A 15,715-nucleotide genomic window follows, 5' to 3' on the forward strand; every position below is an offset into this window, starting at 1 on the left:
GACGTCGGGTGCGGGCTCCGGGGCTCCCGGCACACGGGTCCGGCCTCCGAGCCCTCGGGAGAACGCCGGGGGTCCTACGACAGGCCCCGGCGCCGGGAAGACGATCAAGAGCCCGCCCCTTCCTGGATGAACGCGGCCAGCTCGGCCGGGGTGGGATGGTCGAAGACCGCGCGGACGTTGATCGCCCGGCCCGCGAGCTCCTCCAGCGGGGCGATCAGCCGTACGGCGAGCACCGAGTGCCCCCCGTTGAGGAAGAAGTTGTCGTGCTCGCCGAGCCCCGGGCGGCGCAGTGCCTCCCTCCAGAGCCGCAGCACCCCCTCGGCGAGTTCCGAGCTCGCCGGGGCGCGGGAGGCGGGCGAGGAGTCGTCCTCGGGGACGGTGAGCCCTCGATAGTCGATCTTGCCGTTGGCGGTCGTCGGGAACTCGTCGGCCAGGACGATCCCCGAGGGGACCGCGTAGTCCGGCAGCCGCGTCCCCGCGTACCGCCACAGCTCCTCGCGCAGCGCGGCCCCGGTCTCCCCGTCGGGCAGGTCCGTCGGCTGCACGAACGCCACCAGCCTGTCGTCGTGGACGATGACGGCCGCGACCTTGACGGCGTCGTGGTGGTGCAGCACCGCCTCGATCTCGCCCAGCTCGATGCGGTGCCCGCGCAGCTTGATCTGGCGGTCGTCGCGGCCCAGCAGTTCCAGTGCCCCGTCGTGCCTGAGCCTGGCCATGTCCCCGGTCCGGTAGAAGCGCCCGTGGCGGGGGTGCTCGCCGAACCGCTCGGCGGTCAGCTCAGGCCGGTTGACGTACCCGGCGCTCACCCCGGCGCCCGCCACGCACAGCTCGCCGGGTACGCCCGGCGGGGCCTCGCGCCCGTCGGCGTCCCTGACGAAGATCCGGGTGTTGGCGAGCGGCACCCCGATCGGCACCGGGTCGGCCGGAGGGCCGAGGATCTCGGCGGCGGTGGACCAGATGGTCGTCTCGGTCGGCCCGTAGACGTTGAACAACCGGCAGCCGAGGCCCAGCAGGTCCGCGGCGAGCGCGGCGGGCATGGGCTCCCCGCCGCAGAGCACGATGCGCCCGGCCAGCTCGTCGCGCGCCTCGGGGGCGATGAGCCGCCACGCCGTCGGGGTGGCCTGCACGACGCGTACGTCCCGTGCCGCGATGAGTTCCAGGAACCTGCGCGGCTGGAGCTGGTCGTCGTCGGAGGCGACGACCAGGGTGCCGCCGACGGTGAGCGGGAGCATCAGCTCCAGCGCCGAGATGTCGAAGGAGGTCGTGGTGGACCACAGCACCGCGTCGGCCGCGCCCGCCCCGAGCCTGTCGGCGAAGTCGAGGACGAGGTTGGCCAGGTTGCCGTGGGTGACGGCCACCCCCTTGGGCCTCCCGGTGGATCCCGAGGTGTAGATCACGTAGGCGATCGACTCCCCGGTGACCGCCGCGGCGGCCTCGGCCGGATCCAGCCGGCGCGCGGGCGCGCCGGCGCGGTCCGCCTGATCCGCCTGATCCGACGCCCCGGCTCCGGGGGCCTGCGGCATGGAGAGCACGGGGACCTCCCCCGCCCAGGGAGCCTCGGAGTCGGCGATGACCAGGCGGGCCCCGCAGTCCTCCACCTGGTAGGCCAGGCGCAGCTCGGGCTGGCGCGGGTCCAGCGGCAGGTAGGCGGCCCCGGCCGCCCAGACGCCGAGCACCGCGGCGACCGTCTCCGCCGAACGGCTCAGGCCGAGCGCCACGATGTCGCCGGAGCCCGCGCCGTGCGAGACGAGGGTGTCCCTGACGGCGGCCGCCCAGGTGAGCAGCTCGTCGTAGGTGACCTCCCGGTCGCCGTCGCGGATCGCCGTACCGCTACCGGGCTCGTGGACGCCTCCGGTGTGGGCGGCGATCCGCTCCAGCAGCGTGGCCGGTCCTTCCCAGGTCCGCGCGGTGTCGTTGAGCCGGTCGAGCAGCCGCCGGTCGGCCGCGGAGAGGGAGTCCAGCTCCCGCTGCGGGCGCCGCGCGTCCTCGGCGGCCCGCCGCAGCAGCGCGGTCATCCGCGCGACGAACGCGGCGATCTCGGCCTCGTCGTGGACCTCCGTGCTGTGCCAGACCCTGAGCGTGAGCCTGCCGGGCTCCTGCACCGCGATGCACTGCAGGTCCAGGCGGCTGCGGTCGAACAGGTCCTCGACGTACTCGGGGACGGAGCCCAGGATGCTGACCTGGTCGTCGGTCCACGGCCGGTAGTTGAACATGTGCCGGAACAGCGGCACCCTCCAGTCGCCGGTACCGTACCCTCGCTGCCCGCGCTCGACCAGCACCGCCTCCACCGAGGCGTCCGCGTGCTCGACCCCCTCGAAGAAGACGTCCTCGACCCGCCTGACCAGGGCGGCGAAACCCTCGTCCGGGTCGGCGCGCACCCGCATCGGCAGGGTGCTGACGCCGTAGCCGACATGGCCGCGCATCGCGGCCGTCCTGGTGGTGACCGGCATCGCGGCCACCAGCTCGGGACCCGCGCCGTGGGCGCGCAGGGTGAGCATGAACGCGGCGGCCAGCACGATGTTGTCGGTGGTGCGCAGGCCGGTCCGCAGCGTGTCGAGCGCCCGCCGCGTGTCCGCGTCCACCTCCCAGGAGCAGGTGTGCCCGGCGAAGGTGGGCCGGGCGGGCGACGGCCTGCTGCCGGGGAGCACCATCGCGGCCGGATCGACGTCCCTGAGCCGGTCGAGCCAGTAGTCCAGCGACTCCCGGGACGCCTCCCCCGGCTCCAGCATGGGCGCGATGCCGGAGAGCGCGGCGGGGAGCGGCTCCTGGCTCGTCTGCGCGTCGTAGAAGCCGCCCAGTTCCTCGACGAGGAACTGCATCGAGGTGGCGTCGATGACGATGTGGTGGGCCACCAGGCAGACCACGCTCCCGCCGCCGTCGGGCAGCGCGAAGTGCCCGGCCCGGAAGAGCAGGTCGCGGCCAAGGTCGAAGGGCTCGTCCAGGAACCCCTGGAGGTCGGAGACGAGCGTCTCCTCGGTGGTCTCCCCGTTCACCAGCTTGATCTGCGCGTCCTGCGGGGCGGTGAGGTGCCGCACGGGCGCGCCGTCCACCACGGGGAACCGCAGGCGCAGCGCCGGATGCCGCTTGAGCAGCCGGTTCACCGCGATCTGCAGCGGGAACCTGCGCAGCGGCTCGCGGGTCCTGAACGCCACCGCCAGATTGGACACCCCGCTCGACCCGGCGAGCTGCTCCAGCACCCAGAACGAGTACGGGACCGCCCCGGGCCTGCGGAGCGGCTCGGCGGGCTCGGGCAGGCCCTCCGGGGCCCGTGGCGCGCCCTCGCGTTCCCGCGACACGGAAGCCGACGCGAAAGCCGGTGCGGAAACCGGCGCGGAAGGACGCGGCGAGAGACCGGGAGAGATCGACGCCGGGGCGTAGCGGTGCCCTCCCGGGACGGGCAGGCGCTGCAGAGGGTGGTCGGGGTCGAGGGCGGCCCAGTCCACCGGGCAGCCGAGTGTCCACAGCCGGGCGAGCGCAGCGAGCAGGCCCCGGCGGTCGTCCCCGCAGTCGATCGTCCCCTCGTCCGAGGGCGCCTCCGCCGTCCCGATCAGGAGGGACAGCGTGTCTCCCGCGCCGGTGGTCCCCGGTCCGGTTCCCGCCCGGGGCGAGGTCCCCTGCCCCGGGGCCGTCTCGCGACGGGTCTCCGGTTCGTGGAACGTTTCATGGCCGGGCACCGGCTCGGGCGCCGTCAGGTCGGCCGGCACCGATTCGGGCACCGTCAGGTCGGCCGGCACCGGCTCGGACACCGCCATCGCGTCGTCCGCCACCGGTTCGGGCACCTGTCCGGGCGCCCGCTCGGCCACCGGCTCCGGCGCCTGCTCGGGCACCTGCTCGGGCACCGCGACGGAGACGGCGACGACGGAGGCCGCGACGCGGGCGATCGCCTCGTCCAGTTCCAGCGTTCCCGAGAAGGCGGCGGCGGTGAGCTCGCCGACACCCTCTCCCGCGCATCCCACGGGTGTGACGCCCCAGCCGGTCAGGGTCGCCGCCAGGGAGTAGGTCACCGCGAACGTCACCGGGTCGTCGTCACGCTCCCCGGCGAGCCAGGCGTCGTAGAGATCGACGCCGTGCCGCTCGAAACCTTCCAGGCAGACGTCCATCGCCTCGCTGAACAGCCGCTCGGCCCCGTACAGCGAGGCCCCCAGCCGCCCGGCGCCTCCGGCGGGAAAGACGAACCTCACATCCCCTGCCGCGCTCGTGAAGAGCGGCACATACCTGAGCGTCGTTCCTTCTGGTGAGGCCTCGGGAGTCACGGTGACGGCCGCCGGAGTCACGGCGAGGGCCGCGAACGCCTCGGCGGGGGTGGCGGCCACGACCGCGCCCCGGACGGGATGCTGGGGGCGGCCCAGCTGGAGGACGGCCACGGCGTCGGCGAACCGGTCGGCGCCGAGGGTGGCGAAGAACCCCGCCAGGCCTTTCCTCACGGCGTCGGCCTCCGCCGGCGTGCGTCCCGACCAGGCGACGACGCGGGGCCGGGAGTCCCCCGGGAGGTGGACCGGCGGGAAACCCTCCTTCACCCTCAGCGGTTCCCGCAGGCGCGCGGTCGAGCCGCCTCCGCGCCGACCACCGCGCCCACTGCGGGTGGGAACGGTGCGGGCGGGAACGGTCCTGGTGGAAACGATGCGGGCGGGAGCGAGGCCGGGCGGGGATTCGATCACTGCCTCGATCACGGCGCTCACGAGGTCGCCGTCGAGGAGAGCGTCGTCCAGGCGCTTGAGCACGATCGTGGTGCCCCGTTCCGCGAGAGCGTCGAGGCTCGGTCCCGATACCGAGACCACGAGGTCGCAGTCGCCGACCGCGAGGGCCAGGCAGGCCTCCTCGGCCGGCTCGTAGACGGCGAACACTCCCGGGGAGCGCATGGGGTCGTATCCGGCGTTCTCCAGCGCGCCCTCCTGGGTCTCCGCCAGGACGACACCGGGAGGAGGGAGCGGGGCGCGCGGGCCCATGCCGATCACGGCGATCGACGCGGTATCCGTCACCGAGGCGCCCCGCCGTCCCTGCGGATGCGGGCGCGCACGTCCCTGCGGCTGCCCCCGACGGGGCGCAGGCGCGCGGGTTCGCTCCTGACGGGTTCCCGCGCGCCCTCGACGAGGCGGCTGAGCGCCCGCACGTTCGGCCGGGTGAACATCGAGGTGACCGGGATGTCGATACCGAGCACCCCCGTGATGTCCGCGTGCAGCTCGACCAGTGCCATCGAGTTGAGCCCGGCCTCGAAGAAGTTCTCGTCGGGGTCGACCGTCCGGCCCAGGCGGGCCTCGATCATCTCCGCGACCGTGTCGGCGGCCGACGCGCGCGGCCCCGGTGGACCCGGAGGTCGCCCCTCGGCCTCCTCGCGTTGCCGCTCCGCTCCCACCGGCCGACTGCCCTGGATCATCCGGCGCCTTTCGTTGAGTTTGTCCGGTTCATCAGACGGGCCCCGTCCGGGCACGCCATGCACCGATCCTCTGACACCTATTCGGACACGACAAGAGCGTATTTTTCGGCATTTTTGAATCCGTAGCCGTGTGAAAAGGCCCCGGAAACGCGTACGGCCACCGCCGCAGCGGTGGCCGTACGCGATCGCGCAGATCAGCCGGGGTTGGAGACCGCCGCGCCGATGGTGTGCACGCGCAGGGCGTTGGTGGAACCCGCGGTGCCGGGAGGCGAACCGGCGACGATGACGACCTTGTCGCCCTTCTCCAGGCGGGAGTTGGCGAGCAGCGAGGCCTCCACCTGGCGGACCATGTCGTCGGTGTGGTGGACGAACGGCACCTCGAAGGTCTCCACGCCCCAGGTCAGCGCGAGCTGGTTGCGGACGTGGCTGGCGGAGGTGAACGCCAGCAGCGGGATCGGCGAGCGGTAGCGGGCCAGGCGGCGGGCCGTCTCACCGGACATGGTGAACGCCACCAGCGCCTTGGCGCCGACGATGGCGCCGACCTCCGCCGCGGCGCGGGCGATGGCGCCGCCGGTGGTCTCCGGCAGCCGGTCGAGGCTGTGCGTGGCCTGCAGGGAGCTCTTCTCCGCGGTCGTGGCGATGCGGCTCATCGTCTCGACGACCTCGACGGGGTAGTTGCCGACCGACGTCTCGCCGGAGAGCATGACCGCGTCGGCGCCGTCCATGACGGCGTAGGCGACGTCGGAGGCCTCGGCGCGGGTGGGCCGCGGGGAGGTGATCATCGACTCCAGCATCTGGGTGGCGACGATGACCGGGCGGGCCTTCTCGCGGCAGAGCTCGATGGCGCGCTTCTGCACGATGGGCACCTCCTCCAGCGGCAGCTCGACCCCGAGGTCGCCGCGGGCGACCATGATGCCGTCGAAGGCCTCGATGATCTCCGGAAGCCGCTCCACGGCCTGCGGCTTCTCGATCTTGGCGAGCAGCGGGAGGCGGATGCCCTCCTGCTCCATGATGTTGCGCACCACGTCGGCGTCGGAGGGACGCCTGACGAAGGAGAGGGCGACCAGGTCGAAGCCGGTGCGCAGGGCCCAGCGAAGGTCGGTCTCGTCCTTGTCGGTCAGGACGGGGGCGCTGACGTTGACGCCGGGCAGGTTGAGGCCCTTGTTGTCGGAGATCATGCCACCGATGATCACCCGGGTGGTGACGCGCTGGCCGTCGACCCGGGTCACCTCCAGCCGGACGCGACCGTCGTCGACCAGGATGCTGTCCCCGGGACTGACGTCCTTGGGAAGCCCCAGGTAAGACGTGGAGACCTGGTCACGGTCGCCGGGAACCTCCTCAGTGGTGATCGTGAAGACATCACCGAAGCCGAGGCGGACGGGGCCCTCACCGAACTTGCCGACCCGGATCTTGGGGCCTTGGAGGTCAGCCAGCAGACCCACGCCACGCCCGAGCTCGGCGGCGGCCTCCCTCACCCTGTCGTAAACCTCCTTGTGCAGCTCGTGGCTGCCATGGCTGAGGTTGAAACGGGCCACGTCCATCCCGGCCGCGATCAGTTCGCGGAGGCGTTCGGGAGAGGAGGTGGCAGGGCCGAGAGTGCAGACGATTTTCGCGCGACGAGTCACGGATCCCACCCTAATTGGTACAGACCACTTGGTCGTGACGTTGGTCAGAGCGCCGATGAAAAAATCGGTGACACAAAGCTACCCCGGATGAACGGCAGGTTGCGAATCGCCCTTTTTCTCAGACTTTGAGACCACATGTCGCAACAGGCGGGATCGGATCAGGGAGCGGAGGGGGTGGCCTTGGCCGCGTTGGCGGCGCTGATGACGCCGCGGCCGTAGAAGCCGTTGTGCGTCTTCGGACCCTCGCACTTGTGGACCTCGTCCATCACGAGGTCGATCTTGTAGGCGTACTCGCGCGGCGAGGGGCAGGCCTTCTCGGTGGCGGTGGAGTACATCAGACGCTGGACGTCCGCGGCGGGCAGCGCGAGGCCGCCCTTGCCCGGCTTGCCGAAGCGGCTGATCAGGATGGCGGCGACGCCGGTGGCGTGCGGGGCGGCCATGGAGGTGCCGACGAGGTACTGGTAGTAGGCGCAGGTGCCGCCCTCGCACTCCCGCACGATCGACGGGGACTTCGGCGTGCCGTCGGCGGCGAGCTGCCCCTTGGCCTTGAGCGCGTTCTCCGGCGCGGCGGCCAGGATGCCCCGGGTGGGGTCGTACGTGCCGCCGCCGTCGAACTCGTCCCCGCCGGGGGCCGCCAGGTCGGCCTGCTCGACACCGTAGTCGGAGTAGTAGGCCTTGCGCCCGCTCTGGCCCACCGAGGTGACCGAGATGACGCCCTTGGACTCGGCCGGGACGTTCAGGCAGGAGTTGTCGACCTTGCGGGTGCGCTCGGTGTCCTTGGGGTAGTCGGGGCTGGTCGCGTCCTTGCTGGGCCTGCCGAGGTCGGTGGAGCCGTTGCCGATGGCGCTGATGAGGGTGACGCCGCGCTTGCGCGCGTAGTCGAGGGCGCGCTGCATGCCGGTGATGATGCCGCGCTGCTCCAGCTGCTCGGCCTTGGAGTCGGCGGGGTTGGCCTTGCAGTTGAACAGCCACGGGTCGACGTAGAAGCTCATGTTGACCACGTCGATCCCGGCGTCGGCGGCGTAGGTGAGCGCCTCGATGCTGGGCTTGAGGAAGAACAGGCCGGAGTCCTGGCCCGCGCGCAGGTTCACCAGGGACACCTGGGGGGCGACCCCGGCGATGCCCACGCCGTTGAGCGGTGAGGCGATGGTGCTGGCCACGTGGGTGCCGTGGCCGTCGTCGTCCCAGTCGACCGGGTCCTTGCAGCTCTTGAACTCGCAGGGCCCGTCGAGGGTCTTGCCGTTGGGGTCCTTGGGCCGGTCGGTCACGAAGTTGCGGCTCAGGGCGCGGTTGAAGTTGGGGGCGATGTCGGGGTGCCTGCCGTCGACGCCGGTGTCGATGACGCCGACCAGCACCCGCTTGTCACCGGGCTCGGTGGCGTAGGAGCCGTCCACGGTGGCGCCGATCATCTTCATGTCCCACTGCCGTCCGGCCAGCGGCTCCGGCGTGCCGGTGGAGGGCGTGGGGGCGCTGGGGGTGCCCGCCCGCCCGAGAGCGTCCGCGGAGGGGAAGGCGAGCGGGGTCCTGACCTGGGAGGCGGTCTCGGCGCCGGGAACCCTGGCCGCGGGAGCGGCGATCTCAGTGGCGGGCGTCCCTGCCGTGGAGGCGGCGATCGCGGTGGTGGTCGCGGTGCCGGGCGTCCCTGCCGTGGAGGCGGCGATCGCGGTGGTGGTCGCGGTGCCGGGCGTCCCTGCCGTGGAGGCGGCGGTCCCGGGGGCGGTCGCGGTGCCGGGTGTCCCGGCCGTGGAGGGGGCGATCGCGGTGGCGGAGCCGATCCTGCGGTCGGAGGAGACCCCCTCGACGGCGTCGCTGCCGGCCAGGCTCTCCACGAAGCGGGAACCGGGACCGTCGGCGAGGACGTAGCCGATCCTGGTGTCGGTCGACAGGGCGGTACCGCCGCTCGCGGTGATCGCCTCGATCGCCCGGTCGCGGGCTCCGTCCGCGTAGAAGACCAGATACTCGCGGTTCTGACCCGCGTCTGTCGTGGCCCCGCCGCCCAGGGCTCCCGCCGTGAGGGTCGCCGCCAGGGCGAGCACCGTCGCCGTGCCCGTCAGGCTTCTGATCCCGCGATTCATCGATCCTCCGCACCTGGCCTGATCAAGAAGAATTATTTTTCAGGCATATGTACGACAAAGCAATTTGAACACCCGCTCTGCGCATTTTTACCTGAAGCCGCCGGTAAGACACCTGCCACGCCGGACGGTTCCCGGACGTGGCGGGCGACGCCGCCCCCGGGTGAACCGTGACGTGCCGGAACCCGCCGTGTTCCCGCCGTGTTCCTGCCGTGTTCCCGCCGGACCGGCCCGGTCTGACCGGGCCGGCCATGACATCCACGAACCGGCCATGACATGCATTAACCGGTCCGGGAGTGCATTGACCAACCATGACACACCCGGACCGGCCATGACATGTCAGCCGGAGGCCGCTTGGACCGGTCGCCGTTCAAGACCGGCGACCGTCCAGGACCGGCGGCCGCTCAGACCAGTGGCCGCGCCGTCGGCGGGATCGCCACCGGCAGGGCCGTCTGGCCCGTGAGGTAGCGGTCGGCGGCCGAGGCGGCCGAGCGGCCCTCGGCGATCGCCCACACGATCAGCGACTGGCCGCGGCCCATGTCCCCGGCGACGAAGACGCCGTCGACCGAGGACATGTAGCCCTTGTCCCTGGCGACGTTGCCCCTGGCGTCGAAGAACTCGCCTCCGGCGACCTCGGCGAGCTCCTCCAGCAGGCCCTTCTTCTCCGGGCCCACGAAGCCCATCGACAGCGTGACCAGCTCGGCCGGGATCTCCCGCTCGGAGCCGGGCACCGGCTTGAACCCCGCCGCGGGCCCCTCCACCTCGACCAGGCGCAGCGCACGGACGTTGCCGTCGGCGTCGCCGACGAACTCGGTGGTGGAGACCGCGTAGACCCGGTCGCCGCCGCCCTCGGCCAGCTCCTCGTGGGCGCTCTCCATCTTGAACAGGATGGGGAACGTGGGCCACGGCTGGCTGCCGGGGCGGGCCGCCGGGGGCTGGGGCATGATCTCCAGCTGGGTGACCGAGGCGGCCCCCTGGCGGATCGCGGTGCCGATGCAGTCGGCGCCGGTGTCACCGCCGCCGATCACGACGACGTGCTTGCCCTCGGCGCTGATCGGCGAGACCGGGAAGTCGCCCTCCTGGACCTTGTTGGAGGGCGGCAGATACTCCATCGCCTGGTGGATGCCCTTCAGATCGCGCCCGGCGACGGGCAGGTCCCGCCACTGGGTCGCGCCGCCGGCCAGGACGATCGCGTCGAACTCCTCGCGCAGCCGCGCCGCCGTGATGTCCACGCCGACGTTGACGCCGGTACGGAACTCGGTGCCCTCGGCCCGCATCTGGTCGAGACGGCGGTCGATGTGCCGCTTCTCCATCTTGAACTCGGGGATGCCGTAGCGGAGCAGGCCGCCGATCCGGTCGGCCCGCTCGAACACGACCACGTCGTGCCCGGCCCTGGTGAGCTGCTGCGCGGCGGCCAGGCCCGCGGGACCCGAGCCGACGACCGCGACCCGCTTACCGGTCCTCGAGGCGGGGATCTGGGGGGTGACCCAGCCCTCGTCGAAGGCGCGGTCGATGATCTCGACCTCGACCCGCTTGATCGCGACCGGGTCGGAGTTGATGCCGAGCACGCACGCCGCCTCGCACGGAGCCGGGCACAGCCGGCCGGTGAACTCCGGGAAGTTGTTGGTGGCGTGCAGGCGCTCGATGGCCTCCTGCCAGTCGTCCCGGTAGACCAGGTCGTTCCACTCGGGGATCAGGTTGCCCAGCGGGCAGCCGTTGTGACAGAACGGGATGCCGCAGTCCATGCACCGCGCGGCCTGCTTGGTCAGCGCGGGCTTGGGGAAGTCCTCGTAGACCTCCCGCCAGTCGCGGATGCGCACGTCCACCGGGCGGCGCGCCGGCAGCTCGCGTCCGTGAGCGAGGAAACCCTTGGGGTCAGCCATCGGTCGTACCTCCCTTATCCGTGAAATCCGTGAAAAGCCTGGAGAGCCCGGGAACCCCGGAACCCCTGGAACGACCGGGAAACGTGGGCGACATGAACGGTCTTCGCCATCGGAACGGACATCGGCCTCACCCCTGGACCGCGGCGGTCATGACGGCCTCGTCGATGTCGCGGCCCTCCAGCCGGGCGGACTCGGCGGCGCGCAGGACCCGCTTGTAGTCCGTCGGCATGATCTTGCCGAACCGGGACGGGTCCCAGTCGGCGAGGATCGCCTTGGCCACCGTGGAGCCGGTCTCGGTCAGGTGGGCCTCGACGATCTCGCGCAGCGCATCGGACTCGGCCTCGTCCAGCTCCTCGATCTCGACCATCTCCCGGTTGACCCGCTCGGCGTCGAGGTCGAGCAGGTAGGCGACGCCGCCCGACATGCCCGCCGCGAAGTTGCGGCCGGTCGGGCCGAGCACGACCACCTTGCCGCCGGTCATGTACTCGCAGCCGTGGTCGCCGACGCCCTCGACCACCGCGGTGGCGCCGGAGTTGCGGACGCAGAACCGCTCTCCCACGACGCCGCGGATGAAGGCCTCACCGGAGGTCGCGCCGTACAGGCCGACGTTTCCGGCGATGATGTGCCCGTCGAGCGGGGCCGCGTCGTGCGGCTGGACCGTGATCCGGCCGCCGGACAGGCCCTTGCCCACGTAGTCGTTGGCGTCGCCGGTCAGCCGCAGGGTGATCCCCCTGGGCAGGAAGGCGCCGAAGGAGTTGCCCGCGGAGCCGGTGAAGCGCACGTCGATGGTGTTGTCGGGCAGGCCCGCTCCGCCGTACCGCTTGGTCACCTCGTGGCCGAGCATGGTGCCGACCGTGCGGTTGACGTTGCGGATGGGCAGGTCGAGCGTGACCCGGGAACCGCCCTTGAGCGCGCCCTCGGCGAGCTGGATCAGCGTGTTGTCCAGCGCCTTGGCCAGTCCGTGGTCCTGCTCCACGGTACGGCGGAGCGAGGCGCCCTCGGGCAGCTCGGGCTGGTGCAGGATCGGCGCCAGGTCCAGGCCCGAGGCCTTCCAGTGGTTCTCGGCCGGGGTGGTGTCCAGCAGCTCGGCGTGGCCGACGGCCTCCTCGATGCTGCGGAAGCCCAGCGCGGCGAGATACTCGCGGATCTCCTCGGCGACGAACTCGAAGAAGTTGACCACGAACTCGGGCTTGCCGGTGAACCGCTTGCGCAGCTCCGGGTTCTGGGTGGCGACGCCGACCGGGCAGGTGTCCAGGTGGCAGACGCGCATCATCACGCAGCCGGAGACGACCAGCGGGGCCGTGGCGAAGCCGTACTCCTCGGCACCGAGCAGCGCGGCGATGATCACGTCGCGGCCGGTCTTGAGCTGGCCGTCCACCTGCACGACGATCCGGTCGCGCAGGCCGTTGAGCAGCAGCGTCTGCTGGGTCTCGGCCAGGCCGAGCTCCCAGGGGGAGCCCGCGTGCTTGAGCGAGGTCAGCGGGGACGCTCCGGTGCCGCCGTCGTGGCCGGAGATGAGCACGACGTCCGCGTGGGCCTTGGACACGCCCGCCGCGACCGTGCCGACCCCGACCTCGGCCACGAGCTTGACGTGCACCCGGGCGGCCGGGTTCGCGTTCTTCAGGTCGTGGATGAGCTGGGCGAGGTCCTCGATCGAGTAGATGTCGTGGTGCGGCGGCGGCGAGATGAGGCCGACGCCCGGGGTGGAGTGCCGGGTCTTGGCGATCCACGGGTAGACCTTGTGGCCGGGCAGCTGGCCGCCCTCGCCGGGCTTGGCGCCCTGGGCCATCTTGATCTGCACGTCGTCGGCGTTGACCAGATACTCCGAGGTCACGCCGAACCGGCCGGAGGCCACCTGCTTGATGGCCGAGCGGCGGGCCGGGTCGTGCAGCCGCTCGGGGTCCTCGCCGCCCTCACCGGTGTTGGACTTGCCGCCCAGCCGGTTCATCGCGATGGCGAGCGTCTCGTGCGCCTCCATCGAGATGGAGCCGTACGACATCGCGCCGGTCGAGAAGCGCTTGACGATCTCGCTGACCGGCTCGACCTCGTCGATCGGCACCGGCTCGCGGACGCCCTCCCGCAGCTTGAACAGGCCGCGCAGCGTCATCAGCTTCTCCGCCTGGGAGTCCACCAGGCCGGTGTACTCCTTGAAGATCTCGTAGCGGCGCGAGCGGGTGGCGTGCTGCAGCTTGAAGACGGTCTCGGGGTTGAACAGGTGCGGCTCGCCCTCGCGGCGCCACTGGTACTCGCCGCCGACCTCCAGGCGGCGGTGGGCGTTCTCGGCCCGGGGGTAGGCGCGCAGGTGACGCTGCGCCGCCTCCTCGGCCAGGACGTCGAAGCCGACGCCGCCCAGACGGGACGTGGTCCCGGTGAAGCAGGCGTCCACCACCTCCTGGCTCAGGCCGAGCGCCTCGAAGATCTGCGCCCCGGTGTAGGAGGCGACCGTGGACACCCCCATCTTGGACATGACCTTCAGCACGCCCTTGCCGTACGCCTTGATGAGGTTGCGCACGGCCTTGTGCCGGTCGATCTTCAGGACGCCGGAGTCGACCATGTCCTCGACGGTCTCGATGGCGAGGTACGGGTTGACCGCGCCCGCCCCGTAGCCGACCAGGAGCGCCATGTGGTGCGCCTCGCGCGCCTCGCCGGTCTCGACGACCAGACCGATCTTGGTGCGGGTCTTCTCGGCGATCAGGTGGTGGTGGACGGCGCCGGTGAGCAGCAGCGAGGGGATCGGCGCCAGGGCGGCGGAGGAGCCGCGGTCGGACAGCACGATGATCCGCGCCCCGCCCTCGATCACCGAGGAGACCTCGGCGCGGATCTCCTGGATGCGGCGCAGCAGCGCCTCGCCGCCGCCCGCGACCTCGTACAGGCCGGAGACCACGTGCGGGTGGAAGCCCGGCAGCGCGCCCTCGTCGTTGATGTGGATAATCTTCGCGAGCTCGTCGTTGTCGAGTACCGGGTAGGGCAGCACGAGCTGGCGGCAGGAGGCCGGCCCCGGGTCGAGCAGGTTGCCCTCGGGGCCGATGGTGCTGGCCAGGGAGGTGACGAGCTCCTCGCGGATCGCGTCCAGCGGCGGGTTCGTGACCTGCGCGAACAGCTGGCTGAAGTAGTCGAACAGCAGCCGGGGCTTCTCGCTGAGCACCGCGACCGGGGTGTCGGTGCCCATCGAGCCGATCGGTTCGATGCCCGCCCTGGCCATCGGCGCCAGGATGATCCGCAGCTCCTCCTCGGTGTAGCCGAAGGTCTGCTGCCGCTTGATCAGCGCCTCGTGCGAGGGGACCTCGTGCGAGCGTGCGGGCAGCTCCTCGAAGCGGACCAGCCCGGCGTGCAGCCAGTCCGCGTACGGCAGCTCTGCCGCCAGCTCCGCCTTGATCTCGTCATCTTCGATGATCTTGCCGAGCTCGGTGTCGATCAGGAACATCTTGCCGGGCTGCAGGCGGCCCTTGCGGACCACGTCCTCGGGGGCGATGTCCAGCACGCCCGCCTCGGAGGCCAGCACGACCAGGCCGTCCGCGGTCACCCAGAACCGGCCAGGACGCAGGCCGTTGCGGTCGAGCACCGCGCCGACGAGGGTGCCGTCGGAGAAGGTGATCGAGGCCGGGCCGTCCCAGGCCTCCATCATCGTGGAGTGGAACTCGTAGAACGCCCGCCGCGCGGGGTCCATCTCGGTGTGGCTCTCCCACGCCTCGGGGATCATCATCAGCACCGCGTGCGGCAGGCTGCGTCCCGCGAGGTGGATGAGCTCCAGCGTCTCGTCGAAGGAGGCGGTGTCGGAACCGGCCGGGTCGCAGATCGGGAAGAGCCTCGACAGGTCGCCCGGCAGGTTCGCCGTCTTCAGCATGGCCTCGCGGGCGCGCATCCAGTTGCGGTTGCCCTTGACCGTGTTGATCTCGCCGTTGTGGGCGACGTAGCGGTACGGGTGCGCCAGCGGCCACGAGGGGAAGGTGTTGGTGGAGAAACGCGAGTGGACCAGCGCGATCGCGGTCTCGTAGCGCTCGTCGCTCAGGTCGGGGAAGAACTGCTCGACCTGCAGCGGGGTGAGCATGCCCTTGTAGACGATGGTCCGGGAGCTCAGCGAGGGGAAGTAGACGTTCGCCTCGTGCTCGGCCCGCTTGCGCAGGCAGAAGGCCAGCCGGTCCAGCTCCAGACCGGTCTCGCCGTCCGGGGACGCCACGAACAGCTGGCCGAAGAACGGCATCACCGCGCGGGCGCTCGGCCCGGGAAGGTCGGGGGTGGTCGGAACGTCGCGCCAGCCGAGGACCGTCAGGCCCTCCTCCGCGGCGATCTCCTCGATCAGCCGCACGGCGGTCTCGCGGGCCTGCGCCTCGACGGGCAGGAAGGCCATGCCGACGGCGTAGGAACCGGCCGCGGGCAGGGGGAAGTCCGCCACCACGCGGAAGAAGGTGTCGGGGATCTGCGTCAGGATCCCGGCCCCGTCGCCGGTGTCCGGTTCGCTACCCTGGGCTCCCCGATGGTCGAGATTGCACAGCGCGGTCAATGCCTTCGCGACGATGTCGTGGCTCCGGCGGCCGGCGACGTCCGCGACCATGGCGACACCGCAGGCGTCGTGCTCGTGCGAGGGGTGGTACAGGCCCTGAGGCTCGGGAAAGCCGAGGTGGGCAGCAGGCATTGAATCCCTCCCGTCGTCTTGCTTCTTTCGAACAAGCAAGGGACGACGTTGGCCCTGCTGCGTGGTGGGTAGAGATTACCGTACCCTGCCGGATACCTACCTACCCGGTGAGATCGCGCCGAATTAGT

Annotated in this window: 6 protein-coding genes; all 6 read right to left on the reverse strand. The window is 71.5% G+C overall.

All coding sequences use genetic code 11. From position 1 onward, the window contains the following. Positions 1 to 104: 104 nt before the first annotated feature. On the reverse strand, positions 105 to 4,979 hold the full coding sequence (locus tag ACTOQ1_RS05710; RefSeq protein ID WP_440064977.1) for an amino acid adenylation domain-containing protein: 4,875 nt from the start codon (positions 4,977 to 4,979) through the stop codon (positions 105 to 107). Continuing rightward, the gene (locus ACTOQ1_RS05715; protein WP_440064978.1) at positions 4,976 to 5,374 is read right to left on the reverse strand and encodes an acyl carrier protein; all 399 of its coding nucleotides are present in this window, start codon (positions 5,372 to 5,374) and stop codon (positions 4,976 to 4,978) included. The genes ACTOQ1_RS05710 and ACTOQ1_RS05715 overlap by 4 nt, the downstream gene beginning before the upstream one ends. A gap of 194 nt (positions 5,375 to 5,568) precedes the next feature. Beyond that, positions 5,569 to 6,999, reverse strand: a complete 1,431-nt coding sequence (gene pyk, locus ACTOQ1_RS05720; protein WP_440064980.1) for a pyruvate kinase — start codon at positions 6,997 to 6,999, stop codon at positions 5,569 to 5,571. A gap of 158 nt (positions 7,000 to 7,157) precedes the next feature. After that, positions 7,158 to 9,074 carry a S8 family peptidase gene (locus ACTOQ1_RS05725; RefSeq protein WP_440064981.1) on the reverse strand — a complete coding sequence of 639 codons (1,917 nt, stop codon included), beginning with the start codon at positions 9,072 to 9,074 and terminating at the stop codon, positions 7,158 to 7,160. 401 nt (positions 9,075 to 9,475) lie between these two features. Next, on the reverse strand, positions 9,476 to 10,954 hold the full coding sequence (locus ACTOQ1_RS05730; RefSeq protein WP_440064982.1) for a glutamate synthase subunit beta: 1,479 nt from the start codon (positions 10,952 to 10,954) through the stop codon (positions 9,476 to 9,478). A gap of 127 nt (positions 10,955 to 11,081) precedes the next feature. Then, positions 11,082 to 15,587, reverse strand: coding sequence for a glutamate synthase large subunit (gene gltB, locus ACTOQ1_RS05735; protein ID WP_440064983.1), 4,506 nt, complete (start codon positions 15,585 to 15,587; stop codon positions 11,082 to 11,084). Positions 15,588 to 15,715: the final 128 nt, after the last annotated feature.

The sequence above is a fragment of the Streptosporangium sp. OZ121 genome (genome assembly GCF_051918885.1).
Taxonomy (GTDB): domain Bacteria; phylum Actinomycetota; class Actinomycetes; order Streptosporangiales; family Streptosporangiaceae; genus Streptosporangium.

Excerpts from the sequence above, each read along its gene's own strand:
- ACTOQ1_RS05730 (WP_440064982.1), bottom strand. The coding sequence starts at position 10,954 with ATGGCTGACCCCAAGGGTTTCCTCGCTCACGGACGCGAGCTGCCGGCG.
- gltB (WP_440064983.1), bottom strand. The coding sequence starts at position 15,587 with ATGCCTGCTGCCCACCTCGGCTTTCCCGAGCCTCAGGGCCTGTACCAC.
- ACTOQ1_RS05725 (WP_440064981.1), bottom strand. The coding sequence starts at position 9,074 with ATGAATCGCGGGATCAGAAGCCTGACGGGCACGGCGACGGTGCTCGCC.
- ACTOQ1_RS05715 (WP_440064978.1), bottom strand. The coding sequence starts at position 5,374 with ATGATCCAGGGCAGTCGGCCGGTGGGAGCGGAGCGGCAACGCGAGGAG.